Source organism: Salinisphaera sp. LB1 (assembly GCF_003177035.1).
Classification (GTDB): domain Bacteria; phylum Pseudomonadota; class Gammaproteobacteria; order Nevskiales; family Salinisphaeraceae; genus Salinisphaera.
The window spans coordinates 836,867-860,357 of the sequence record NZ_CP029488.1 but is presented as its reverse complement, the minus strand read 5'-3'; the positions used below and the strand labels follow the sequence as shown (position 1 = coordinate 860,357).

Genomic DNA, 23,491 nt, shown 5'->3' with positions numbered 1-23,491 from the left:
ACCGGCGGGCCCGGTTTTCGTTTCAATACCGGCCGGTGCCGATCGGCCCAGTGCTCATGCTGACAACGAGTGAGTTCAAACCGGCGTTCTGGCTGCGCAATCCCCACGCGCAGACCCTGTTCGCGTCGCAGATTCGGGCCCGGCCGCCACTGACGGTTGTGCCCGAACGACTCGAGCTGGAGGACGGCGACTTCATCGATCTGTCCTGGCTGCCCGAGGCCGATCTGGCCGCGGATGCGCCGCTGGTCGTGGTGTTGCACGGGCTGAACGGATCGATCGAATCCAAATATGCCCGTGGCCTGCTGCGCCAGGTGGCCGCACACGGCGCGCGGGGTGTGCTCATGCATTTTCGCGGCGCGGCGCAGCCCAACCGGTTGTCGCGTTCCTATCATTCGGGCGAAACCGGGGATCTGACCACCGTACTGGCGCGGCTGCGCGAACGCTACCCGCGCGCGCCGTTGGGCGCGGTGGGGTATTCCCTCGGTGGCAACGTATTGCTGAAGTATCTGGGCGAGCAGGGGGGCGATGCGCCGTTATCGTGCGCGGTCGCGGTATCGGTGCCCTACGATCTCGAAATCTGTGCCCACGCGATACAACACGGATTTTCCCGACTGTATCAGACGCATCTGATCAACGGCATGCGCGAAATCGTGGAAGCCAAGGTACGGGCCGGCATCATCGATCGGCCGTTGCCGGATCTGCGCGAGCTGCGCGATTTCCCGAGTTTCGATAACGCCATCACCGCGCCGTTGAACGGCTTCGCCGACGCGCAGGACTACTACGCGCGTGCCAGTAGCCGGGGGTTTCTCAAACATATTCGCACGCCAACCCTGGTCCTGCATGCGCGCGACGACCCTTTCATGACGCCCGACGTCGTACCGCGGGCCGACGAGCTGTCCGACGCGATCCGTCTCGAGCTGTCGGCACACGGCGGGCATGTCGGCTTTGTCTCGGGTGGCCGCCTCGGCACGCCCGTCTACTGGCTCGAGGAACGGATTCCGAGCTATTTTCGTGGCCGCTTGCCCGGCTTCGAGCCGGTCGCCGAGGATAGCCCGGTCGGGGAAACCGGCTAACACGGGCGCGGCCGGGCGAGGAGCGTGTCTTCATCCGGCTCGAGAGCGCGCCCGCCACCGGTTATGCGCTGGGGCGCGCCATGCCGACCGCGAGTCCGGCACAGGCCGTCAACTCATCTCGCCCCAAGGCGACCGCGTGAAGCGGCGGTGTCGAGCCTAAATCGCGTCGCTGTCGGTTTCGCCGGTACGGATGCGCACCACCTGTTCCAGATCGTGCACGAAGATCTTGCCGTCGCCGATCTGGCCGGTCTTGGCCGCACCGATGATGGCATCGACCACCGCGTCGAGCCGGTCTTCGTCGACTGCGACCTCCAGCTTGACCTTGGGCAGGAAGTCGACCGCATATTCCGCGCCGCGATACAGCTCGGTATGGCCTTTCTGCCGGCCGAAGCCGCGCACTTCGCTCATCGTCGTACCGTGAACGCCGACTTCGGCGAGCGCCTCACGGACGTCGTCCATGCGAAACGGCTTGATGACCGCGGTGACCATTTTCATCTCGTGTTCTCCTCAATGTCTTGTGATCGAGTCTACATGCCGCTGCTCTGCAGATCATAGCCGCGTTCTTCATGTTCGATGATATCCAGACCGATATCCTCGTCGTCGGGCCCGATACGCAGGCCAACCATGCTGTCGACCAGCTTGAGCAGCCCCCAGGTGAGTGCGGCGGTGTAAATCAATACCGTCACCACGCCGAGCAACTGCACGCCGAACTGGGCGGCGATGCCCGGCATGCCGTCGGCCAGGCCGTAGCCGGACAACGGCCCGAGGCCGGTTGCTGCGAACACGCCGGCCGCGAGTGTGCCGAGCATGCCGCCGACGCCGTGGACCGGAAACACGTCCAGCGAATCATCGATATGCAGCACGCGTTCGACGAACATCGTGGCGGCGAAGCAGACGATCCCGCCGGCCAGGCCGATCAGGATCGCCGCGGCCGGGCCGACGTAACCGGCGGCCGGGGTGATCGTGCCGAGCCCGGCCACCATGCCGGTGACGATGCCGAGTACGCTCGGCTTGCCGAAACGAATCCATTCCGCGGAAATCCACGCGATGCAGCCGGCGGCGGCCGCCAGGTGAGTGACCAGCATGGCGCTGACCGCCTGGCCGTCCACGGCGAGCGCGCTGCCGCCGTTGAAGCCGAACCATCCGACCCACAGCATGCCGGCGCCGGAGACGGTCATGGTGAGGTTGTGCGGCGCCATGGGGCGCTTCTGGAACCCGTTGCGCGGGCCGAGTACGAGCGCGGCCATGAGCGCGGCCACGCCGGCCGTGATATGCACCACGGTACCGCCGGCGAAATCGAGCATGCCGAGCCGGCCGAGCCAGCCTCCGCCCCAGATCCAGTGCACCACCGGGACATAGACCAGCAGCAGCCACAGGCCGGAAAACCAGAGCAGGGCGGAAAACCGCAGCCGTTCGGCGAAACCGCCAATGATGAGCGCCGGGGTGATCACCGCGAACGTCATCTGATAGAGCACGAACAGCAGGCTCGGAATCGTGCCGGTCACGTCGTTCGGCGTGATGCCGGCCAGGCCGATCCGGCCCAGATTGCCGATGAACAGGCCATGGCCCGAAAACGCCAGGCTGTAGCCGACAAAGAACCAGAGCAGGGACGCCAGGGCACAGATCGCGAAGCACTGCATGAGCACGGACAGCACGTTGCGTACGCGCACCAGACCACCGTAAAACAGCGCCAGCCCGGGCAGCGTCATGAACAGCACCAGCGCCGTGGCCATCATCATCCAGGCCGTGTCGGCCTTGTCGAACGTGGCGGAAGCGGGGGCCGCCCAGACGGCAGGGCTGGCGATCAGCCCGGCGCACAACAAAAGGGCCGAGGCACGGCGACGTATCGAAATAGCGCTCATTTTCGGTGCGGTTGCAGGCGGAGCACCGGAGTATAGCCGTGCCCGGCTGCCGTCCTCCAATCGCCGGCACGAAAAAAGGGCGCCCGAAGGCGCCCCGTGTCGACGGCGGCGATGCGCGCTACAGGTCGTAGGCCCGTTCGTCGTGCAGCGACAGATCCAGACCCGCTTCTTCGGACTCGGCGTCCACGCGCAGGCCAATGACGGCCTTGACGACCGCCAGGATGATCGCGGTCATGATGGCGCAGTAGATGATGGTCACCGCCACGCCGGCTGCCTGAATGCCGAACTGGGTGATGATGCTGCCGCCGGCGTTGTCCGACAGGCCGGCGCCGCCCAGGCTCTTGGCCGAGAAGATGCCGGTGAGCAGGGCCCCGACGATGCCGGCCACCCCGTGTACGCCGAAGGCGTCCAGCGAATCGTCGTAGCCGAGTTTGCCCTTGAGCATAGTCACGGCGTAGAAGGCAAAGAAGCCGCCACCCACACCGACTGCGATCGAGCCCATCGGGCCGACGAAGCCCGAGGCCGGGGTGATCGCCACCAGGCCGGCGACCGCGCCCGAGCAAATGCCCAGAACGCTCGGTTTGCCGTGGCTGCCCCACTCCAGGAACATCCAGGTGAGCGCTGCGACCGCGGTCGCCAGCTGGGTCACGAACATCGCCATGCCGGCGGTGCCGTCGGCGGCCAGCTCACTGCCGGCGTTGAAGCCGAACCAGCCGACCCACAGCATGGAGGCGCCCATCAGCGTGTAGCCCAGGTTGTGCGGGCGCATCATGGTCTTGGGGTAGCCGCTGCGCTTGCCCAGCATCAGGGCCGCGACCAGGCCGGCCACGCCGGCGTTGATGTGCACCACGGTGCCGCCGGCGAAGTCCTGCACGCCGAGACCGCCCAGGAAGCCGCCGCCCCAGACCCAGTGTGCGATCGGGGTATAGACCAGGGTCACCCACAGGCCGATGAACCACAGCATCGCCGAGAATTTCATGCGCTCGACGAAAGCGCCGACGATCAGGGCCGGCGTGATGATGGCGAAGGTCAACTGAAAGGTCGAAAATACCGTTTCGGGAATCGTGCCGGAGAGACTGCTCACGCCGACGCCCGACATGAAGGCCTTGGACAGACCGCCCCAGATCGTGCCGCTGCCGCCGAAGGCGACGCTGTAACCCCACAATGCCCAGATCAGCGTGACCAGGCAGCAGATGGCGAAGCACTGCATGAGCACGGACAGCGAGTTCTTGGCGCGCACCATGCCGCCGTAGAACAGGGCCAGCCCCGGAATGGTCATGAACAGCACCAGCGCCGTGGCCGTGAGCATCCAGGCGGTGTCGCCGGCGTTGAGTGTGGGCGTGCTCGCCTGAGCCATGGCCGCGCCCGGCAGCGCCAGCGCGGCGAGACCGAAACCGGTGGATTTCAATAAGAGACGTGTTGACATGAGGCTACCTTTTTGACGTCTGCGCATGGGCGGTGAACGACGAGGCAAAACGGTTGGTCGTCCGATCGTGCCCCCTGTGGCCATCGGCCTGGCGATGGCCGTTGCACGGATTGGGTTCAAGCACGGTTTGTGCCAGATGCCGTGCCGGGCCGTACCCGTTCGCGCGGTGTGATGTATGAAAAGCCCCCGTAAACGGAAGCCCTCTCCCGATGAGTCGAATAATCCCGAATGAACAGTGATGCCGGCGGCCTGCCCATGACGCCCGGTCTTGGCCGGTCGCATGGCCGGTTTGCGATCGGTGTCGTGCAGGCCGCGCATGCCCCGACCCGCGTCGGTGGCAGCGCTTCGACGGCACGCGGGCCTGGAGATCGTAGCTTGCGCCTGGTATTCCCCGGCTGGCGTCAGCCGCTGCGTTCGCTTGTCTAGAGCGCATCCTGGCCGGTTTCGCCGGTACGGATACGGATCGCCTGTTCCAGCGCGGAGACGAAGATCTTGCCGTCGCCGATCTTGCCGGTGTGGGCCGCCTTGGAGATCGCCTCGACGGCGGAATCCAGATTCGGATCTCCGATCGCCACCTCGATCTTCACCTTGGGCAGGAAATCGACGACGTACTCGGCGCCGCGGTACAGCTCCGTATGTCCCTTCTGACGGCCGAAGCCCTTGACCTCGGTGACCGTGATGCCCTGTACGCCCACTTCGGACAGCGCTTCACGGACCTCGTCGAGCTTGAATGGTTTGATGATGGCGGTGATCAATTTCATAACTGGCTCCTGTCGCGCATGAACACACAATCCGGCAGGCTTTTATCGACGTATGACCCGGGCCCCGGACGATTGCCGGATATGTCTAGCACTCACCGTGCCAAGCTTCACCGCGCCGGCGCGCCGGATCGCCAGCGCGCGTGAATCCCGGCCTGAAATCCGGCGAGCGCTTTGCGCCCGTGCGCGCACCGATGCATCCTTGCGCCTATATCATCTCCACGGAATCGGATATGCGTTCGATCGAAGACATGGCCGCCCGTCTGGCCAATGCGCTGCCGCCCCAGGTCGCGCCGCTGCGCGAGGAATTGAAGGCCAATTTCCGCGCCGTGCTGCAGAGCCAGCTCGCCGAGCTGGATCTGGTCCCGCGCGAGGAGTTCGAGGCCACGCGCGAAATGCTCGTGCAGGCCCGTAAGCGCCTGGGGGAGCTGGAACAACGCGTGGCGCAACTGGAATCGCATGACGGCGACAGTTAGGGCGCGCCGCGCGCGCTGGAAACACGGGCGGCGCCGGGCGATCTGACCGGTGGCGTTGGCGACTGTCCACAGCCGGGCCCAGACTGGTCTGCACGCGCCGCCGGTAGCGGTTGAGGTGGATCTGGCTGGTGGCCTGCCGGCGCTGGCCATTGTCGGTCTGCCGGAGACCGAGGTGAAGGAGAGCAAGGATCGCGTGCGTGCCGCGATCAGCAACAGTGGCTACCAGTTTCCGACGCGGCGAATCACGGTCAATCTGGCGCCGGCCGATCTACCCAAAGAGGGCGGGCGTTTCGATCTGGCGATCGCGCTGGGTATTCTCGCGGCATCCGGCCAGATTCCGTCCGACTCGTTGAACGGGCATGAGTTTCTGGGTGAACTGTCGCTCTCGGGAGCCCTGCGCGGCGTACGTGGTGCCTTGCCGGCCACGCTGGCGGCGGCCCGGGTGCAGCGCCGGCTGGTCCTGCCGGCGGACAACGGCAGCGAGGCGGCACTGGCCGGCGATGACGCGGCCCGTACCGCCACGCATCTGGCCGATGTCGCCACCACTCTGGCCGGCGGCGAGACGCTTTGGGCGCGGCCGGTGGCCGAGCCGGGGGATGGCGAACACCAGGCCGTGCCCGATCTGGCCGATGTGCGTGGCCAGGCCCAGGCCAAGCGCGCACTGGAAATCGCCGCGGCCGGCGGCCATTCCCTGTTGATGATCGGCCCGCCGGGCGCGGGCAAGACCATGCTGGCCTCGCGCCTGGTGGGGTTGCTGCCGCCGCTGGAGCATGAGCAGGCGCTGGAGGTGGCTGCGATCGCCTCGATATCGGGCGGCGGGTTCGATCCCGCGCTATGGGGGCGGCGCCCGTTCCGCGCGCCGCATCACACCGCTTCGGGCGTGGCCCTGGTCGGCGGCGGCTCCACGCCACGCCCGGGCGAGATCACGCTCGCCCACCGCGGCGTGTTGTTTCTCGACGAGCTGCCCGAGTTCGATCGGCGGGTGCTGGAAGTCCTGCGCGAGCCGCTGGAATCCGGCCATATCGTGATCTCCCGCGCGGCGCGGCAATCGGAGTTTCCCGCCGCCTTCCAGCTGGTGGCCGCGATGAATCCCTGCCCCTGCGGCTATCAGGGCGACGCATCGGGCCGTTGTCACTGCACGCCCGAGCGGATCGAGCGCTATCGCGCCCGGATTTCCGGTCCGCTGCTCGATCGCATCGACATGCATCTTAATGTGGCGCCGGTCACCAAAAAGGTGCTCACGGCCGAAGCGCCGGAGGTCGAGTGCTCTGCCGTGGTGCAGACGCGCGTTCATGGTGCAAGACAGCGCGCGCAGGTACGCAGTGGTGCACCCAACGCCGCCCTGACCCCGCGTCAGGTCGATGCGCACTGCGCGCCGAGCGCCGAGGCCGCCCGCTTGATCGACCAGGCCATCGATCGGCTGGGTTTGTCGGCCCGGGGCTATCATCGGATTCTGCGCGTGGCGCGCACGATCGCCGATCTGGCGGGTCATGAGCAGATACAGGCCCCCGATATCGCCGAAGCGATCGGCTATCGCCAGCTGGATCGGGATTAACGCCGGCCCGCTGGGGCCGGCCGGCGCCGGATGAATGCCGCGCGGCACACGCTGGCGCGCGATCGGCTGATAGAATCGCGCGATCATGGCGCTACCCAAGCTCAACCCCCAACAGGATGCCGCGATGCGGTATCTCGACGGTCCGCTGCTCGTTCTGGCCGGTGCCGGCTCGGGCAAGACGGGTGTGATCACGCGCAAGATCGCGCATCTGATCGCGCGTGGCTACGACGCCCGTCGCGTGGTCGCGGTGACCTTCACCAACAAGGCCGCGCGCGAGATGAAACAGCGCGCCGCCAAGCTCATCTCGGCCGACGATGCCCGCGGGCTCACCGTGAGCACTTTCCACAGCCTCGGCCTGCAGATGATCCGCGAAGAGCATGCCGCGCTGGGCTATAAGCCGCGCTTTTCCATCTTCGATTCCGAGGATGCCGACAAGGTGCTGGCCGATCTGGTCGGCCGCGACGGCGACCAGCGCAAGGCGACCAAGGCCGCCATCAGCAATTGGAAATCCGCGCTGGTCGACCCCGAAACCGCTCAGGCCCAGGCCTCGGGCAGCGACGTGCCGCTGGCCCGCGCCTACAGCGAATACCAGCGTCGGCTGAAAGCCTATAACGCGGTCGATTTCGACGACCTGCTGGCGTTGCCCGTGCATCTGCTGGCGACCGATCACGAAGCGCGCGAGCGCTGGCAGAACCGGTTCCGCTATTTGCTGGTCGACGAGTACCAGGACACCAACGCCGCCCAGTACGAAATGATGCGGCTGCTGGCCGGGGCGCGCGCGGCCTTCACCGTGGTCGGCGACGACGACCAGTCGATCTATGCCTGGCGCGGTGCGCGCCCCGGCAATATCGCCGATCTGTCGCGCGATTTCCCGCATCTGAAGGTGATCAAGCTCGAACAGAATTACCGTTCGGTGGGCAACGTGCTGTCGGCGGCCAACCGCCTGATCGGCGCCTCGAACCAGCGCGCCTACGAAAAGACGTTATGGAGCGCGATGGGGCCGGGCGATCGCGTGCGCGTGCTGGCCGCCGCCGACGAAGCCGGCGAGGCCGAGCGCGTGGCCAGCGAGATTTCCTCGCACAAGCTGCGTCTGGGCACCGCCTACGGCGACTACGCCGTGCTGTACCGCGGCAACTTCCAGTCGCGCGCGTTCGAAAAAGCCCTGCGTGAGCGCGATATCCCGTATCGCGTCTCCGGTGGGCGCTCGTTCTTCGAGCGTAGCGAGATCCGTGACCTGGTCACCTATCTCAAACTGATGGTCAATCCGGACGACGACGCCGCCTTCCTGCGCATCGTCAACCTCCCGCGCCGCGAGATCGGCCCGGCCACGCTGGAAGCGCTGGGCCGCTATGCCGGCTCGCGCCATATCAGCCTGTTCGATGCCGCCCGTGGTATCGGCCTGGCCGGCGGCGTGGGCGAGCGCTCCGGCCGGCGGCTGGCCGATTTCGTCGATTGGCTGCGCAACCTGACCCAGGACAGCGAAGGCATGACGCCGAAAGAGCTGGTCAGCCAGCTCATCGTCGACATCGATTATCGCAACTGGCTGCGCGACACCTCCGCCAATACCAAGGCGGCGCGCAAGCGCATCGAGAATCTGGATGAATTCATCGCCTGGCTCGGCCGTATGAGCGATCCCGAGGACGGCAAGCCGGCGACGCTCGAGGACGTGGTCCGGCGCCTGTCGCTGATGGATTTCGCCAACCAGTCGGAAAAGGACGTCGAAAACCAGGTGCATCTGCTCACGTTGCACGCCGCCAAGGGCCTGGAATTCGATCATGTGTTCCTCGCGGGCCTGGAAGAAGGCATGCTGCCGCATCACGCCTGCCTCGAGGACGACAAGATCGAGGAAGAACGCCGCCTGCTCTATGTCGGCATCACCCGGGCGCGCAAGACCCTGGCGCTGACCTACGCCCGCAAGCGCCGGCGCGGCGGCGAGGAAACCGACAGCGTGCCCAGCCGTTTCTTCGACGAACTGCCGGCCGACGAACTCGAATGGCCGAGCTCGACCGGCACGCGCAGCAAGGCGACCAACGCAGAGCAGGGCCGTGACCAGGTCGCCGCTCTACGGGCGATGCTCGGCGCGTCGGCCGACAGTTGACGTATCGGGCTCGGCTACCGCAGCCGCGACGCCCCCGAATAAACCCGCGGGCCATGGATTCGTGTCGCGCGGCGATAGACGATGGCCGGCGTACCGCGTATCCTCTCGAATTCGCAAGCGCCCGTAGCTCAGCTGGATAGAGTGTCGGCCTCCGAAGCCGAAGGTCGCAGGTTCGAATCCTGCCGGGCGCACCAGATTAGTAAGAGCCCGCCAAAGTGCGGGTTTTTTCATCGCGGGAACGAAGCCCATTCGAACCTGCGACAGATAACAAGTCAGGTTCGACGGCCTCGCAGCGCGAGGCCGAACGGTGGCGCGCAGCGTCACCGGCCCGAAGGGCGAGACGCGCTAGCGTCGAGTAATCCTGCCGGGCGCACCAGACATAGAGAACCCGCCAGATGTGCGGGTTTTTTTTTATGCGTAACCGAAGCTCATTCGAACCTGCGACAGATAACAAGTCGGGTTCGGTGGCTTCGCAGCGCGAGGCCGAACAGGGGGAGCGCCTGGCGCCGACACCAGCGCTGGCATACTCGGCCGCCACCGGCGCGCGTCTGCTGCGCTCGTTCGGTCATCCGCTGCGCACACACGTTGGAACGTTTTTGCGGCCGTGGCATCGCGGTGGGCATGTGTTATCCGCTGCGAGTCACGCCGGGTGAGGGCCGGGGCCCATCGCCTCGATAGACGCAAGCGCACGGCGATCACGAAAGCGCCCATGTCCTCCGAAAATACGCGCGGTATTTCCAGGCAGCGTGCAATGCAGTTTTTTTTGCCATGCAACGTTGTATGGGGTTCATTTATGTAAGGTACAGCGATATCTTCTGCGTCTGGGGGAAATGATTGGAGCAGGTATTGGCGGATGTTCCGGCCCAGCTGGCTGACGGCGAACGACTGAAACAGCTCCGCCGGAGTCGCGGTTTGTCGATTCGAGAGGTGGCGCGTCGCTGCGGTATCAGCCATGTATCCATATCGCTCATCGAACGGGGGCGGCACAGCCCGTCGATCAGCTCGCTCAAGTCCGTGCTCAATGCGCTCGAAACGACGTTGAGTGCATTCTTTTCCGACCCGCTGCCGGCTTGTGCGCCGGTGATCTATCGTGCCGATGAGCTGGTCGAGCTGGCGGACGGTCAGCGGCTGTCCTATCGTCAGGTGGGGCGAAATCTTGCCGGCTTCGCCATGATGATACTGCACGAGCGCTATGCCCCCGGGGCGGATACTGGCGAATCGCTTTACGGTCACGGCTACGATGAAAGGCGCAGTTCTGAGGAGGGCGGTGTGGTGGTCGCGGGCCGGCTCGAACTGACGGTCGACGACCAGATCACCGTGCTCGAGCCGGGGGACGCCTATTACTTCGACAGCCGGCGCCCTCATCGGATGCGCAATCCGTTTTCCGAGCCGTGCGTGGTCGTCAGTGCGGCGACTCCGCCGACGTTCTAGGCGCGGTGTTGGCGCCCGCAATTGGCCAGGCAAGCCGAGCAATGCCGCATGGCGGCCCCGATCCGTGTCAGTCAAGCCCTGTAGCGCGGGATGGCGCGCCGGTCGTGTTCCCGCCGTCGGGTGTTGCCATTCGCTGATGACGCGGGCCGCGGCGCGGATCGTTGTCTGGCGTTCCGCGGCCGCGTTGCGGTTGGTTCGGGATGCATAGAGCGCAGCGATGCGCGTATTGTCGGACAGGTTATCCCGGCTGCGCGGCCCCGGGCGGTCCTGGTGAATCGCTGCGGGCATGCGCGCCCCGAACATGGATGTGTCGCTGATGCAAGGTACGCCCCGTCTTGATGTCGCCCTGGCCCAGTTGCGCCCGGTGGTCGGTGAGCCCGATACCAACCTGGCGACCGTCGAAGCCGCGCTGGCCGAGTACGAACAAGCGGATTTGATGGTGTGGCCGGAGTTGTTTCTCTGCGGCTATAGCACCACGCAAGCCGAGGCCTTGGCCGAAACGCTGGAGGGCGCGCGGGTCGCACGGTTGCGCGCTGCCGCGAAACGACACGCCACGGCGATCATCATGGGTCTGGCCGAGCGATGCGCGGATGGCGGCATTGCCAATAGTGCGCTGGCGATCGATCGCGACGGGCGGATCGCCGGTTGTTATCGCAAGATTCAGTTGTTCGGCGACGAGGCCAAAGCCTTCACGCCGGGCAATGCGCTGCAAATCGTCGACCTGGCCGGCGCGCGCGTCGGCCTGATGATTTGTTTCGATATCGAGTTCCCCGAGATCGGCCGGGCGCTTGCGGCCGGCGGTGCCGAGCTGTTGGTGAGCGTGTCCGCCAACATGCGGCCATTCGGCCCCGATCACCGGCTGTGCGTGCAGGCCCGGGCGCTGGAAAATCGGCGCCCGCATGTCTACGTCAATCAGGTTGGCCGGGGCGAGACGTTTCTGTTCACCGGCGAAAGCTGTCATGCGGATACCGCGGGCCGGGTGCGTGCGGCCTGCCCACCACATACAGGCCGAATCGTGCTGGCCGATGTGTCGCTGGCAGTGGAAACCGAGACGCGCCCGGATTACCTTGCCTTGCGCCGCCCGGTGCCGCCGGTGAGCTATTGACCCGGCACAAAAATAGATGATTTTTCGGGTTGATGGCGCGAGTATGCGACCGCATGCTCGCCGCGGCTATTGGCCGCGAAGCCTTGGAAAATAAAAGACGGACAGGCGCCGGCTTTTATTTTTGAGGCGGTGAAAACAGCTGATGAAGTCAGCTGTTTTGATGCCGGATTAATAGGGCCGATCCCAGGCCCTAGAATAGCTCGGCCTGGCGCGGCGCCCGGGCGTGTGCGGGATCGTACCGGCGGGCCAGCCAGGCCATGATCACGTCGCAGATGTAGCGCCGCTCCGCGTCGCTCAGTAGCCGATGCGGTGCAATCCCGTGCCATCTCGCCAGACAATGCCGGCAGCATGTGGCAGTCGCATGCTGGGCGACGAAGACCGGGTGGTTGCGCATGGGCGTCTGTTTGCCGTCGTTGACCGGCCCGGCCGGCGCCAGCCGTTCGTCGACGAAGCGGGCGGCATGAACGCGGATGGTATCGAGGCCGTGCCGATCGAGATCGGCTTGCTCGCGCGGCCCGAGTTCGAAACGCGACCGAAAGCGCGATCGGGCCAGGGCGTCGAAAAGCGAGTCCAGAGAGCGCATGGGGCGTTGTTCCGGGTGTTTTGCTGTGTTCAAAGCCTGGGCGCCAAGAAGCCTAGGCGCGCCACGACCGCCGTCTGCGGATTGCGTCATGCCGCCGGGCAAGGGTAGGCCCCAGCCGGCACGACGCACGTTGCTGGGTACGAAAACCCGCTCGAAACCCATGCCGTGAACCAGCGTTGCAGGGCGCTAGCCTGGTTCGAGTGCGTGCACGCAATCCACGATACGCCGATGTGTCGGCAGGTCCATATCCAGCGCCGCGGCCCGATGCAGCAGCCAGCCATTGATGGCATCGATTTCGGTGGTTGCGCCCGCCTGGACATCCGCTCGCATCGACGATGTGTTGGCGGCGGTGGCGCGGACCACGGCCGCGACTGCGGCATGGGAATCGCCCGGCCAGCGCGGGTCCAAACGGGCCAGCAGGGCGTCGGCCTCGTCGATCAGCGCCCGCATATCGGCCTGCAGATCGGCGCGTTCGAGCAAGGCGCCGTTGGGTACGTCATGAATCGCGGTGAGCGGATTGAGCGCGGCGTTAACCACCAGTTTTCGCCATTGCACGGGCCGGATGTCGTCGGCCCAATACAGCCGCGGCCAGTGTGCGGCGAGTGGGTCGAACCAGGGCGGCCGTGTGCCGCCGCCAAACGTCGTTGTATTTTCGGCAACCACGCGCAGCGTGGCTTCGTCGGCGGCCATTACCGCGCTGGCGGTGACGCCCTCGATCAAGCGTTGCCCGGACGCGAGCCGGCCGTCCAGGCTGCCGATTCCGTTCTGCAGGCGGATGACCTCGGCGTTCTCGACAAGGTTCACGCGTGCCAGCGCGGCAGCGGAATAGGGCGTCTTCGACGCGATCAGCAGACGCGAAACGGGGCCACAGTCGGCGGGCGGCAGTACGTCGAGTTCAATATCCCGGATCGTGGCGTCGGCGAAGGCCAGCCGCACCCGGCGCTGGTGCGCCTCGCCCGGCCGAACGACCGTGACCTTCGCCCCGGCGGATTGAAGATAAAACGCCGCCAGCGTGCCCATACGGCCCGCGCCCACCACGTGCCATCGGGCGTGTTCGTCGGGCAGCACTGTCGCGGTGGAATCGGTCACGGGGCAAATTGGATGTTGCTTGTGCTGCCAGGGATGATACCCGGCGCGACCGCGGGTGGCTTGCCGGCCCCGGCATGGGCCGTCGGCCGAATCAGCCGGGCTTTTTGTCCGCCGATGCGCGCGAATGAGCGTAAACAACCAGCCGGATCAAGGCCCGGCTGCTCCCGGTGTGCGAGCGATGACGTCGTGCCCGTCGAGCCCGCCCGTGCCACGCGGCCGGCCCGCGACGGGATGCCGGTTGCCCGCGCGGAACCGCCGGCGATCGCATGGCGCCGAATGCCGTATGATCGCCGGGGTCGGGTGCAGGCCGGGCTATGCCAGTACGCCCTGGTCACGGGCCATCGCCATCGCGGCCCGCGGGCCGGTCCACAGCGAAGGCAGCAATACCAGCGAGACCGGGATGGCGGTGATCACGATGAACTGCTGCAGCGCACTGATCTGGCCATGGCCCATGGCCAGCAGCACGGCCGCCATCGCCGCCATGAGAATGCCCCAGAATGCACGCAGACCGGCGGGCGGGTTTTCGTCCCCGGTGTGCACCACGGCGATCGCGTAGCTCATCGAATCACCGGTGGTGGCGACGAAGATCGAGGTGAGCAACAGAATCGCCAGCGCCATCACGAGCCCGCCGGGCAGCGACTGCGCCACGGTAAGCGTTGCCACATCGAACTTGAACGCCGACAGCGGCTGGGTGAGATCGAACGCGCCGGTCATTTGTCCGTGGATGCCGGAGCCACCGAGCAGGGTGAACCAGATCGTGGTGGCGATTGGCGCGAGCACGGCGACCGACACGATCATCTGGCGCAGCGTTCGCCCGCGCGAAATACGCGCCACGAAAATCGCCATCAGCGGGCCGTAGCCGATGAACCAGGCGAAGAAGAAGATGGTCCACCACTTCAGCCAGCCGGCGGGCGCGGTCAGCGGTGTCTGGGTCGCCATGGTGAAAAAGGCGCTGATGTAGGTGCCCATCGCCTCCGTCCAGGCGTCGATCAGAAAGCTGGTGGCGCCGAACACGATGATCACCGCGGCGATGACCAGCGCGAGAATGACGTTGAAGCGGCTCAACCACTGGATGCCGCGCGCCAGACCGGTGACGGCCGAAGTGACATACACCAGACCCAGCACGGCCACGATCGTCAGCTGCGTCGCGAGGCCGGATGGCGTGCCGATCAGCACATGCAGACCATAGCCGACCTGGGTGGCCAGAAAGCCGATCGGGCCGACCGTGCCGGCCACAACCGAGATCACGCAGACGGCGTCCACCACGCTGCCCAGCGGGCCGGCGATTACACGCGGGCCGAACACGCCCGAAAGCAGGGCCCGCGGGCGCAGCGGCTGGCCCTGGTCGTAGTGAGCCCGGGCCAGGACCACCGCGGTGAGTGCGCCGAGGATGGCCCAGGCCAGAAAGCCCCAGTGCATGAACGCCTGCGCCAACGCGGTCGGCACGGCCGCGGCGGTGCCGGCGTTGGTGTCGAACGCGGGTGGCGTGTTGAGAAAATGATAAACCGGCTCGCCGGCGGCGAAGAACACGCCACCGCCCGCCAGCAGTGTGCACATGATGATCGACAGCCACTGGAAGGTTGTGAACTCGGGTTCTTCCGCACGGCCGATGCGCGCCCGCCCGGCGGGGCTGGCGGCGATGCCCAGCGCGATGAAGAAAGTCGCCAGAAGCAGCCATTCGAAGTAGGCGCCGAGCGTCTTCGCGGTCCAGGTGAAGCCGGCACTGATCGCGGCCGATACGCCGGACAGATCGAATAGCGAAGCAACGAGAAATACAGCGACGAAGCCAACCGACAGACTCAGCGTGAGCCGGTCCATACGGCCGCCGGGGCGATCATGGGTCATGGAGAATACCGGGTAAAACCGCCCATGGTGCCCGTTCTTGCGATGCGGTGCATCTCGGGCGGTGCGAACGCTTGTGGCGAGCGCGCTTATCATCAATGCTCGTGCGCGAATTTTTTCGGAGTGCCTTCGATGAGCGGAGATCTGCTCGAACGTCAACTCGCCAGCCTGCTGGATACCCGCGACTGGCTGACCAACGCGGCCCAGACGGTGGCGTTCATTCGCCAGCAGTTCGCCGACTTGAACTGGGTTGGCTTCTATCTCCAGCGTAGCGAGCGCACACTCGTGCTCGGGCCGTTCCAGGGCCTGCCGGCGTGCAATCCGATTCCTTTCGACCGCGGCGTTTGTGGCCGCGCGGCCCGGACCCGCGTAACGCAGCGCGTGGATGACGTGCACGCCTTTCCCGGACACATCGCCTGCGACGTCGCTTCGCGTTCCGAGCTTGTGGTGCCGATCGTGGTCGGCGACTGGTTATGGGGCGTGCTGGATATCGACAGCCCGCGCCGGCAACGGTTCGATGCCGCCGACCAGGCCGCTATCGAGAACCTCTGCCGCCGTTTCGTGGCCGCAAGCGATCTTGCGTGATCATGCCCCAACTACCGGTTGGCGGTTCGTAGCCGCCGCGGGGCTGGTGCACCTTGCCGCCCGATTAACGTGGCGGTTTGGCGTGTCCTGGCGGGCCTTGCTAGGTTGAGGGTGTCACTGAACAGTCGAGATCCCCAATGGATATTCGTCGTTACCACAAGTTTGCGGTTGCATCTGCCACGCTCGCGTTGGCGGCTGTGCCGATGGTGGCCGGGGCCGCGCCATCGGGCCTGACCGCGCAGCACTTCGTCACCGAGGCGGCGGCCACCAACAAGCTCGAGATCAAGCTCGGCAAGCTCGCGCAGCGCAAGAGCGAGAATCCGGCTGTTCTGTCGTTTGCCAAAAAGATGTTGTCGGATCACACCAGGCTCCAGCACAAGCTTGTCCGCACGGCCAAGTCGGAGCATCTGAAGCTGCCGGACAGCCTGCCGCCGAAGTTGCAGCACAAATACCAGCAACTCAGCCAGCTTTCGGGCCGCCAGTTCAACAAGGCTTACGCCCGCTTCAACGTGAAAGGGCACGAGCAGGCCGTGGCGTTATTCAAAAACGAAAAGCGCAGCCACAATGACGCTGCGATCAGCAAACTGGCGGCCAGTGGCCTGCCGGTGATCCAGCATCATCTGTCCATGGCCAAGCACATGCAGCAGGCCGTAACGACCAAATCCTGATCGTCGGTTTCGGTTATCGGGCGGGCCTGCCGTCGTCGCGGTCCCATGCGGCGGATGCTCCGGCTCGGTATCGGGGCAGCGGAGGGATGCCTCCGCTGCCCATCCTGATCCACCCGACGTGATGTTCCGCACCGGTTCCCGGGTATTACAGCGCATTCAGCCGGGCGGCGCCTGTTCGCAGCTCTAGATCTCGCGCCGAACTTGTCCATAAGCAAGCAGCGAGAACAGCACGGTACCGCCCAGAACGTTGCCCAGCAGCGCCGGGGCGACAAAGCCCCACAGCCCGTCGATCACGCTCAGATGGCCGGCGAGAATAAGCAGCCAGACCTCCATCGAACCGACCACCACGTGGGCGAAGCCGCCGAGGGCGATGACATAGGTCGGCAGCATGATCACCCAGATCTCGAAGCCGCGGGCGTTGGGCAGCATCCACACCAGGGCCGCCACGAAGAAGCCGGCCGGAATCGCGCGTAGCATATTGCCAATCCAGTCGCTGCCCAGCACCCCCTGGGCGGCGATCTCGTTGAAGGCATGCAGCTGGTTCGGTGCATCGACGCCGGCCATATTCACGAAAACGGCCGCGATGAATGTCCCCGCCATGTTGGCAATGAAGACCACGCTCCATAGCCGCAGTGTGTCGTACAAGGCGCGCCAGGACGGCCTGGCCATCAATGGCAGCACCACGGTGATCGTGTTTTCCGTGAACAGCTGCATGCGACCGAGCACCACCAGCACGAAGCCCACGCAATAGCCGATATCGGCGATGGGTGCGCGCCACGGCGTGGCCGGCAGTTCCATGTGCAGCAGGCCCTTGGCCACGACCGAGCTCGCCAGTGTGATTCCGGCGGCCACGCCGGACCACCACAGCGAGCCCAGTGGCCGCGCCATTTCCTGCTCGCCGTCGTAGCGCACGGCCTGGTAGACCGCCCGGGCAGACAGCCGGGTCTCGACGTTTCTTTGGTCGGACATGAGAACGGTGAGGGGTAATCAATCGATGCCCTAGATTAGAGCCTGCGGTCGTTTCATACGAGACCGTGTCGCTATCCTGTACGGACCAAGGCCCCGCACGACGACGGCCAACCCGGAATCGCCCGTGCTCCAGTCGGTCGGATTAGCTGCAGGCGTCATCTGGCAGAACGCCGCCCGCGCGGATCGATCCGGCGATTGTGTTAACGGTGCCCCGGCGGTTGGTTGGCCCCGACCACGCACGAGCGGCGAAGAGCCGGATTGTCGGCTTACGGCCTGCGGCCTAACCCGACCTACGGCTTCGCGTCATCCGCGGGTCTGAATCGCCCGTGTTCCAGTAGGTGGATTAGCCGCAGGCGTAATCCGACAGAACGCGGCCCGGTGTTCAATGGGCGCGCCGATCGCCGGGTCGTCGGGCGCTATCGGTGAACGCATGGCGTGCCCGCACGAACTATCACGGGCCCCGGTCTACATCGGCTCGCGCCGCGGCTGTTGCTGCGTGATGCAATGCACGCCGCCGCCGCGGGCGAATATCGCGCGGGCGTCCACGCCCACGATGCGCCGGCCCGGGTAGAGCTCGGCCAGAATCGCGGCCGCTTCGGTATCCGCCGGGTCGTCGAAGGTGGGCACGATCACCGCGCCGTTAATTGGCAGATGATTGATGTAGCTGTAATCGACGAAACCATGCGCATCGCGCAGCGTTTCCGGCGCCGGCAGGCGGGCGATTCGCCAGGCCTTGCCGTCGGCCGTCGTGGCCCAGGCGAGTACGTCCATCGTCTGGCGGCAAATGGCATGGTCCGGATGCGAGGCGTCGCGCTGGTCGTGCACGACCACGCAGTCCGGCGAGACGAGTGCTGCGATGATATCCACATGGCCGAAGGTGCCGAACTGTTCGGCATCGCGATGCAGGCCGCGCGGCAGCCAGATCGGGTTGTCGGCCCCGAGCGTGCGCGCCATTTCAGCTTCCACCCGGGCCCGCGAGATGCCCGGGTTGCGGCGCGGATCGCGCTGGACGCTATCGGTGAGCAGCACCGTGCCGGCTCCATCCACGGCGATGCCGCCGCCTTCGTTGACCAGTCGCGAGTCGATGCGACGCGCGCCGGCGAGTTCGGCGATGGCCGCCGCCACCCGGTCGTCCTTGCCCCAGTGCGCCCATTCGCGTTCGCCCCAGCCATTGAAGCGCCAGTTCACCGCACCCAGCGCGCCGTCGTCGTCGAGCACGAAGCTCGGCCCGATGTCGCGCAGCCAGGCATCGTCCAGCGGTACGGTCACGCGCTCGATCGCGCTCGACACATAACGTGGCGCGACTGCTTCATCGGCCGGGTCCACCAGCAGGGTAACGGGCTGGAATTCGGCGATGGCGTGGGCCACTGCGCACCAGGCGCGACGGGCCTCGTCCAGCGCCTCGGCGCTTTCGCCAGCCGTGGGCCCGGCCGGCGGAAAACCCATCCAGACCCGTTCCTGGGCCACGGTTTCGGCCGGCATGCGCCAGCCGGTCAGTACATCGCTCATCGGGAATGGCTCTCGTCGGTGCCGCCCAGCGGCCGGTCAGGGTCGGCCGGCGCGGTGAGCGCGCCGTAGGTATCGGGCCGCCGCGTGGTCAGAAACGGGAATAACGTGAGCCAGTCGCGGCGTTGGTCCAGATCCAGATCGGCGACCAGAATCGCCTCGGCATCGCGCGGCGCCTCGACCAGCACGCGGCCGTACGGATCGGAGATGAACGAGCTACCGTAGAAGGTGATGCGGCCTTCATTTCCGATGCGGTTGGGCACGATCATGAACGTGCCGGAGGCAATGCCGTTGCCCACGATCACGTGGCGCCACAGCGGCTGGGTATCGAAATCCGGGAAATCCGGCTCCGAACCGATCGCCGAGGGGTAGGCCAGAATCTCGGCGCCGCCCAGCGAGTACGCCCGCGCGACTTCCGGGAACCACTCATCCCAGCAGGTCGGCAGGCCGATGGCCGCATCGCCGAGTGCCGCGTGGCGATACACCGGGTACGGATTGTCCGCCGGGCCTTCGCGGAAGTAGGTGTTCTCGAAATAGCCTTCCGTGACCGGAATATGCAGCTTGTGGGTCGCGCCGATCAGCTCGCCCTCGGGCGAGACCAGAATCGCCGTGTTCAGCCCCAGCCCGTCGGTACCGTCGTCGCGCTGGTAGAGCGAGGCATGCACGGCGATGCCGTAGCGACTGGCCGCCGCGCGGGCGAAAGCCATCGTCGGCCCGGTCTCCAGGTCTTCCGCGCCGCCGGCGGCGGTGCCGGTCGCGCGTTGATCGGCCGGGTAGCGCAGCAGCGTGATCTCCGGCAGGAACACCGCCTTCGCGCCGGCTTCGGCCGCGCGGCCGATGGCTTCGTCCAGATGCTGGATAAGCGCCTCGCGGTCGGGCTGCCAGGCGTGCTGAATGAGTGCCACGCGCAGCGGCGCGCGATGCGACGGTTCCGCCCGGGCCAGTGAGGCGGGCGGGTTGCTGTTTTCGATCAGTTGCATGGGTTGCTCCCGGCGGGCGGGCCGCCGAATTGCTGAATCAGGGCACGGCGCAGCAGGCCGCGCGCCTCCTCGGTGGCAAGACGGCCGGTCAGCCATCGCTGGGACAAGCCGTCCACCAGCGCGGTGGCGATCACGGCCTGCGCTTCGGCGGCTTCGCGATCGCATGGCGCGCCCTCGGGCGCCGTTTGTACCAGTTCGTCGGCGATGCGCTGTTGCCAGTCGGCCGTGGTGGCGCGCAGCGGGGCGGCCAGGGTGGCGTCGAACACGGCCGAGGCGTTGATCTCGTGCCAGGCGGCGGCGTGGTCGCGTACGTCCGGCTCGTCCGCGATTTCGTCGACGAGATTGTCGATGAGCGCATCGCGCCCACTCACGCTCGCCTGGTTACGCCCGGCCGCGGCGGTGTCGTTCACATGAGCCAGCGTGGCCGCCAGCAGGCCGTCGCGATCGGCAAAATGATAATAGAGCAAACCCGAGGACACGCCCGCCTCGCGGCCCACATCCGCCATGCGCAGCCCGCGCACACCGCGCCGCGCCACGCAGCGCACGGCGGCTGCCACGATGCGGGTGCGGGTTTCGTCGCTGTCGTTCTTGCGGGCCATGAATCGTCGAATCCGCGGTTGTTCGAGCCGGGAGCGGCTTACTTACAGACTCGATTATTATACTGACTGAATATTCAGTCAAATTATTTTCGAGGCTATCATTCGACCCGGGTGATCGGTGTAGGATGAAGCCAATCATTCAGGCTGCGGCTTTCGTGCGCGGCGCCCAACGGGATGTATCGATGGCCAGGAACACAATCGCCGATGTGCTTGCCGACCTGCTCATCCAGGCCGGCGTACAGAATGTCTGGGGCCTGCCGGGCGACTCGCTCAACGGCTTCACCGAAGCGCTGCGCCAGCGCGAGGCGATCCGCTGGATCGGTGTACGCCACGAGGAAGTCGCGGCCCTCGCCGCCGCCGGCGAGGGCGATGCCCACGGCGGGCTGGCGGTCTGTGCCGGCTCCTGCGGGCCGGGCAACCTGCATCTCATCAACGGCCTGTTCGAAGCCCAGCGCGCCCATGTGCCGATGCTCGCCATCGCCGCCCAGATCCCGTCCTCCGAGATCGGGCTCGGCTATTTCCAGGAGACCCACCCGCAGAATCTTTTCCGTGAATGCAGCGACTACTGCGAACTGGTCTCCAACCCGGCCCAGATACCGCAGGTGCTGGAAGCGGCGATGAACAGCGCGATCGTGAATCGCTCGGTGTCGGTCATCGTGCTGCCGGGCGACGTGGCCTTGTCCGAGGCGCCCCCGCATTCCCTGTGCTGGCAGCCGCCCGTGCGCCCGACCGTGGTGCCCCCGGTCGAGGCGCTGGACGTGCTGGCCGGGCACATCAACGACGCGACCAAGATCACCATCCTCGGCGGCTATGGCTGCGAGGGTTATCACGACGAGGTGCTGGCGCTGGCCGAACGCCTCAAGGCGCCGATTGTGCACGCGCTGCGCGGCAAGCAATCGCTGGAATACGATAATTCCTATGACGTCGGCATGACCGGGCTGATCGGTTTCTCCTCCGGCTATCACGCCATGCGCGAATGCGATCTGCTCATCATGCTGGGCACGAATTTCCCGTATCGCGAGTTTTTCCCCGAACACGGCAATATCGTGCAGATCGATATCCGCGGCGCGCACCTCGGCCGGCGCTCGCCGCTCACCATGGGCCTGGTCGGCGATATCGGCCCCACGCTTGCCGCGCTCATTCCCAAGCTCGAGGACAACGCCAGCACCAAGTTCCTGGACGCCTGCCAGTCGCACTACAAGAAAGCCCGCGCGAATCTCGACGACCTGGCCACCCCGCGCGAGGGCGATGCACCGCTGCACCCGCAATACCTCACCGCCCGTGTCTCCGCACTCGCGCACGACGATGCCGTATTTACCGCCGACGTCGGCACGCCCACCGTCTGGGCTGCCCGCTATATCCGCATGACCCGCGAACGCCGGCTCACCGGCAGCTTCATGCACGGCTCCATGGCCGTCGCCGTGCCCGCCGCACTTGGCTGGCAGGTCGCCTACCCGGAGCGCCAGGTCGTGGCCCTGGCCGGCGACGGCGGCGTCACCATGCTCATGGGCGATCTGATCACGCTCGCCGCCGAAAAGCTGCCGGTGAAAGTCATCGTCTACAACAACGAAACCCTCGGCTTCGTCGCCATGGAGATGAAAGCGGCTGGTTATGTCGATTCCACCACCAACATCCCGCGTGTGGATTTCGCCAAGCTCGCCGAATCGCTCGGCATCCGCGGCATCCAGGTCACCGCCTCCGCCGACCTCGACGAAGCGCTCAAGCAGGCCTTCGAGCACCACGGCCCGGTGGTGGTCGACGTACGTACCGCCAAGCAGGAACTGTCCATGCCGCCGAAGATCGAGGCCAAGCAGGCGCGCGGGTTCTCGCTGTACATGCTGCGGGCGGTGATGAGCGGGCGGGGGGATGAAGTCGTGGATCTGGGCAAGACGAACTGGTGGGGGCGGTAACCGCGGCGCTCAGCCCAAAGACGGCGGTTCCGGTATAGCAATGGCTTGACAACGCGCGAGTTCGTGCCTTGCATTGCCGAATGGCGCAGTTTCAATGTTTCGGAAAATTCAGCTTTCACAAGACGATAGAACGCCATACGCTCTGCCGGGTTGCGACTGGCTTCACGGCCCAACTAAATCGCGATAACGTCGATCCATGCCAAGGCGAAGGGGCGCCGATGGAAACTAGACTGCATCTCAAGCCCGGCCAGAACGGGACCAAGCAATGGGGCCAGAAGTACGGCGAGCGGCTGGTTTGTGTGCGATACCGCTACGACAGCGATACCGGGCAACGCCACAAAACCGTCGAACTGATCGAGAAAACGTTGCCATGGCGGCCGGCGAATAGCCGCGAACAGCATCTAATGCAACGGGCGGCCGACGAGCCCGTACTCCTGAGAATCGAATACGAGGAGTGCGAACTCCGCGAGCAAGTAAGGCGAGCCGGTGGTCGCTGGCAACCCGCCGAGCGCGCCTGGGTTGTGGCTTACGGCGTGGCCGCCGACCTCAATCTGGTGGACCGAATCGTTGGAGATATATAGATATGGATGGCGGTATATATAGTGTTAGATATATTTCGCCTACTTGGCGTTAGACCAAATCGTTTATCAGTGGGACACCGCGGGATTTTATTAGGGAGATTAAATGGCTGATAGAGAGGGTAGGACCGTTGCTGGACTGTCCATGTCGTTTTTGGGCTATCTAAATAAGAGGCCAGTCCTCACATTCCTAATTATATGTACAGTGGTACTCGACATAATTTGGCTCGAGTACGCAAATTTTTTCAGGTCGGGTCTGCTCACTTACTTTGAATACCGCCCTTTTGAAGCCGGAACTATTGTCGCTGTAGCATTGATTGTTATGGGAATCCTCGTTAAGAAAGTAAACCGGTAAATTACGGGTTAGGCGCGAAGCGGATGGGGTAGAAAGCTAAAAT

At 65.6% G+C, this 23,491-nt stretch carries 21 protein-coding genes and 1 tRNA gene; 11 read left to right on the top strand and 11 right to left on the bottom strand.

Going from position 1 to position 23,491, the window contains the following annotated elements:
* Positions 1 to 56: 56 nt before the first annotated feature.
* Positions 57 to 1,073: a hydrolase gene (locus SALB1_RS03920; RefSeq protein WP_109992663.1), complete on the top strand. Its 1,017-nt coding sequence runs from the start codon at positions 57 to 59 to the stop codon at positions 1,071 to 1,073.
* A 156-nt stretch (positions 1,074 to 1,229) separates the two neighbouring features.
* Here the strand turns inward: SALB1_RS03920 and SALB1_RS03915 are convergent, their stop codons facing one another.
* The 4 genes from SALB1_RS03915 to glnK all read right to left on the bottom strand — a co-directional run bounded on the left by SALB1_RS03915 (position 1,230) and on the right by glnK (position 5,122).
* Positions 1,230 to 1,568, bottom strand: coding sequence for a P-II family nitrogen regulator (locus SALB1_RS03915; RefSeq protein WP_109992662.1), 339 nt, complete (start codon positions 1,566 to 1,568; stop codon positions 1,230 to 1,232).
* 32 nt (positions 1,569 to 1,600) lie between these two features.
* A complete protein-coding gene (locus SALB1_RS03910) occupies positions 1,601 to 2,926 on the bottom strand; it encodes an ammonium transporter (protein ID WP_370453242.1) in 1,326 nt (441 codons plus the stop codon).
* 127 nt (positions 2,927 to 3,053) lie between these two features.
* Positions 3,054 to 4,361, bottom strand: coding sequence for an ammonium transporter (locus tag SALB1_RS03905; RefSeq protein WP_109992660.1), 1,308 nt, complete (start codon positions 4,359 to 4,361; stop codon positions 3,054 to 3,056).
* A 422-nt stretch (positions 4,362 to 4,783) separates the two neighbouring features.
* Positions 4,784 to 5,122 (bottom strand): P-II family nitrogen regulator, encoded by a 339-nt coding sequence (gene glnK, locus SALB1_RS03895; protein ID WP_109992658.1) that lies wholly within the window; start codon positions 5,120 to 5,122, stop codon positions 4,784 to 4,786.
* Positions 5,123 to 5,352: 230 nt separating this feature from the next.
* Here glnK and SALB1_RS03890 point away from each other — a divergent pair, with 230 nt between their 5' ends.
* From SALB1_RS03890 to SALB1_RS03860, 6 genes are all read left to right on the top strand, one after another.
* Positions 5,353 to 5,595 (top strand): accessory factor UbiK family protein, encoded by a 243-nt coding sequence (locus tag SALB1_RS03890; RefSeq protein ID WP_109995260.1) that lies wholly within the window; start codon positions 5,353 to 5,355, stop codon positions 5,593 to 5,595.
* A gap of 49 nt (positions 5,596 to 5,644) precedes the next feature.
* On the top strand, positions 5,645 to 7,150 hold the full coding sequence (locus SALB1_RS03885) for a YifB family Mg chelatase-like AAA ATPase (RefSeq protein ID WP_109992657.1): 1,506 nt from the start codon (positions 5,645 to 5,647) through the stop codon (positions 7,148 to 7,150).
* Positions 7,151 to 7,235: 85 nt separating this feature from the next.
* On the top strand, positions 7,236 to 9,248 hold the full coding sequence (locus SALB1_RS03880; RefSeq protein WP_109992656.1) for a UvrD-helicase domain-containing protein: 2,013 nt from the start codon (positions 7,236 to 7,238) through the stop codon (positions 9,246 to 9,248).
* Positions 9,249 to 9,365: 117 nt separating this feature from the next.
* Positions 9,366 to 9,442: transfer RNA gene (locus SALB1_RS03875), tRNA-Arg, on the top strand.
* Between the two features lie 640 nt (positions 9,443 to 10,082).
* Entirely contained in the window at positions 10,083 to 10,679 is a 597-nt protein-coding gene (locus tag SALB1_RS03865) for a cupin domain-containing protein (RefSeq protein ID WP_370453228.1), read from the top strand.
* 316 nt (positions 10,680 to 10,995) lie between these two features.
* Entirely contained in the window at positions 10,996 to 11,784 is a 789-nt protein-coding gene (locus SALB1_RS03860) for a carbon-nitrogen hydrolase family protein (RefSeq protein ID WP_158590613.1), read from the top strand.
* Positions 11,785 to 11,974: 190 nt separating this feature from the next.
* Here SALB1_RS03860 and SALB1_RS03855 read toward each other — a convergent pair whose 3' ends face one another.
* The 3 genes from SALB1_RS03855 to SALB1_RS03845 all read right to left on the bottom strand — a co-directional run bounded on the left by SALB1_RS03855 (position 11,975) and on the right by SALB1_RS03845 (position 15,301).
* Complete coding sequence (locus SALB1_RS03855; protein WP_109992653.1) at positions 11,975 to 12,367, bottom strand: DUF4186 domain-containing protein; 393 nt, start codon at positions 12,365 to 12,367, stop codon at positions 11,975 to 11,977.
* A 186-nt stretch (positions 12,368 to 12,553) separates the two neighbouring features.
* On the bottom strand, positions 12,554 to 13,456 hold the full coding sequence (locus tag SALB1_RS03850; protein ID WP_199678687.1) for a ketopantoate reductase family protein: 903 nt from the start codon (positions 13,454 to 13,456) through the stop codon (positions 12,554 to 12,556).
* Positions 13,457 to 13,768: 312 nt separating this feature from the next.
* Positions 13,769 to 15,301 (bottom strand): BCCT family transporter, encoded by a 1,533-nt coding sequence (locus SALB1_RS03845; RefSeq protein ID WP_109995257.1) that lies wholly within the window; start codon positions 15,299 to 15,301, stop codon positions 13,769 to 13,771.
* A 129-nt stretch (positions 15,302 to 15,430) separates the two neighbouring features.
* On the opposite strand from SALB1_RS03845, the gene SALB1_RS03840 reads away from it, so the two are divergent.
* Together SALB1_RS03840 and SALB1_RS03835 are read left to right on the top strand one after the other, a co-directional pair.
* On the top strand, positions 15,431 to 15,883 hold the full coding sequence (locus tag SALB1_RS03840) for a GAF domain-containing protein (protein WP_109992652.1): 453 nt from the start codon (positions 15,431 to 15,433) through the stop codon (positions 15,881 to 15,883).
* Positions 15,884 to 16,020: 137 nt separating this feature from the next.
* Positions 16,021 to 16,551, top strand: coding sequence for a DUF4142 domain-containing protein (locus SALB1_RS03835; RefSeq protein ID WP_109992651.1), 531 nt, complete (start codon positions 16,021 to 16,023; stop codon positions 16,549 to 16,551).
* A gap of 183 nt (positions 16,552 to 16,734) precedes the next feature.
* Here the strand turns inward: SALB1_RS03835 and SALB1_RS03830 are convergent, their stop codons facing one another.
* The 4 genes from SALB1_RS03830 to SALB1_RS03815 all read right to left on the bottom strand — a co-directional run bounded on the left by SALB1_RS03830 (position 16,735) and on the right by SALB1_RS03815 (position 20,605).
* Positions 16,735 to 17,520 carry a formate/nitrite transporter family protein gene (locus SALB1_RS03830; RefSeq protein ID WP_109992650.1) on the bottom strand — a complete coding sequence of 262 codons (786 nt, stop codon included), beginning with the start codon at positions 17,518 to 17,520 and terminating at the stop codon, positions 16,735 to 16,737.
* A 465-nt stretch (positions 17,521 to 17,985) separates the two neighbouring features.
* Positions 17,986 to 19,029, bottom strand: a complete 1,044-nt coding sequence (locus tag SALB1_RS03825) for an agmatine/peptidylarginine deiminase (protein WP_199678686.1) — start codon at positions 19,027 to 19,029, stop codon at positions 17,986 to 17,988.
* On the bottom strand, positions 19,026 to 20,006 hold the full coding sequence (locus SALB1_RS03820; RefSeq protein ID WP_109992649.1) for a nitrilase-related carbon-nitrogen hydrolase: 981 nt from the start codon (positions 20,004 to 20,006) through the stop codon (positions 19,026 to 19,028). The genes SALB1_RS03825 and SALB1_RS03820 overlap by 4 nt, the downstream gene beginning before the upstream one ends.
* Complete coding sequence (locus tag SALB1_RS03815) at positions 19,997 to 20,605, bottom strand: TetR/AcrR family transcriptional regulator (RefSeq protein ID WP_109992648.1); 609 nt, start codon at positions 20,603 to 20,605, stop codon at positions 19,997 to 19,999. Before SALB1_RS03815 ends, SALB1_RS03820 begins: the two co-directional genes overlap by 10 nt.
* Positions 20,606 to 20,787: 182 nt before the next feature.
* On the opposite strand from SALB1_RS03815, the gene poxB reads away from it, so the two are divergent.
* Both poxB and SALB1_RS03805 read left to right on the top strand, forming a co-directional pair.
* Positions 20,788 to 22,515 (top strand): ubiquinone-dependent pyruvate dehydrogenase, encoded by a 1,728-nt coding sequence (poxB, locus tag SALB1_RS03810; RefSeq protein WP_109995255.1) that lies wholly within the window; start codon positions 20,788 to 20,790, stop codon positions 22,513 to 22,515.
* Positions 22,516 to 22,595: 80 nt separating this feature from the next.
* Positions 22,596 to 23,096, top strand: a complete 501-nt coding sequence (locus SALB1_RS03805; RefSeq protein WP_255414491.1) for a hypothetical protein — start codon at positions 22,596 to 22,598, stop codon at positions 23,094 to 23,096.
* Positions 23,097 to 23,491: the final 395 nt, after the last annotated feature.

Bases quoted from the DNA above. Each gene is read 5' to 3' on its own strand.
- SALB1_RS03890 (WP_109995260.1), top strand. From the start codon at position 5,353: ATGCGTTCGATCGAAGACATGGCCGCCCGTCTGGCCAATGCGCTGCCG.
- SALB1_RS03830 (WP_109992650.1), bottom strand. From the start codon at position 17,520: ATGTCCGACCAAAGAAACGTCGAGACCCGGCTGTCTGCCCGGGCGGTC.
- SALB1_RS03835 (WP_109992651.1), top strand. From the start codon at position 16,021: ATGGATATTCGTCGTTACCACAAGTTTGCGGTTGCATCTGCCACGCTC.
- SALB1_RS03840 (WP_109992652.1), top strand. From the start codon at position 15,431: ATGAGCGGAGATCTGCTCGAACGTCAACTCGCCAGCCTGCTGGATACC.
- SALB1_RS03820 (WP_109992649.1), bottom strand. From the start codon at position 20,006: ATGCAACTGATCGAAAACAGCAACCCGCCCGCCTCACTGGCCCGGGCG.
- SALB1_RS03920 (WP_109992663.1), top strand. From the start codon at position 57: ATGCTGACAACGAGTGAGTTCAAACCGGCGTTCTGGCTGCGCAATCCC.
- SALB1_RS03815 (WP_109992648.1), bottom strand. From the start codon at position 20,605: ATGGCCCGCAAGAACGACAGCGACGAAACCCGCACCCGCATCGTGGCA.
- SALB1_RS03905 (WP_109992660.1), bottom strand. From the start codon at position 4,361: ATGTCAACACGTCTCTTATTGAAATCCACCGGTTTCGGTCTCGCCGCG.
- SALB1_RS03880 (WP_109992656.1), top strand. From the start codon at position 7,236: ATGGCGCTACCCAAGCTCAACCCCCAACAGGATGCCGCGATGCGGTAT.
- SALB1_RS03855 (WP_109992653.1), bottom strand. From the start codon at position 12,367: ATGCGCTCTCTGGACTCGCTTTTCGACGCCCTGGCCCGATCGCGCTTT.
- SALB1_RS03845 (WP_109995257.1), bottom strand. From the start codon at position 15,301: ATGACCCATGATCGCCCCGGCGGCCGTATGGACCGGCTCACGCTGAGT.
- SALB1_RS03805 (WP_255414491.1), top strand. From the start codon at position 22,596: ATGGCGCAGTTTCAATGTTTCGGAAAATTCAGCTTTCACAAGACGATA.
- glnK (WP_109992658.1), bottom strand. From the start codon at position 5,122: ATGAAATTGATCACCGCCATCATCAAACCATTCAAGCTCGACGAGGTC.
- SALB1_RS03860 (WP_158590613.1), top strand. From the start codon at position 10,996: ATGCAAGGTACGCCCCGTCTTGATGTCGCCCTGGCCCAGTTGCGCCCG.
- poxB (WP_109995255.1), top strand. From the start codon at position 20,788: ATGGCCAGGAACACAATCGCCGATGTGCTTGCCGACCTGCTCATCCAG.
- SALB1_RS03915 (WP_109992662.1), bottom strand. From the start codon at position 1,568: ATGAAAATGGTCACCGCGGTCATCAAGCCGTTTCGCATGGACGACGTC.
- SALB1_RS03825 (WP_199678686.1), bottom strand. From the start codon at position 19,029: ATGAGCGATGTACTGACCGGCTGGCGCATGCCGGCCGAAACCGTGGCC.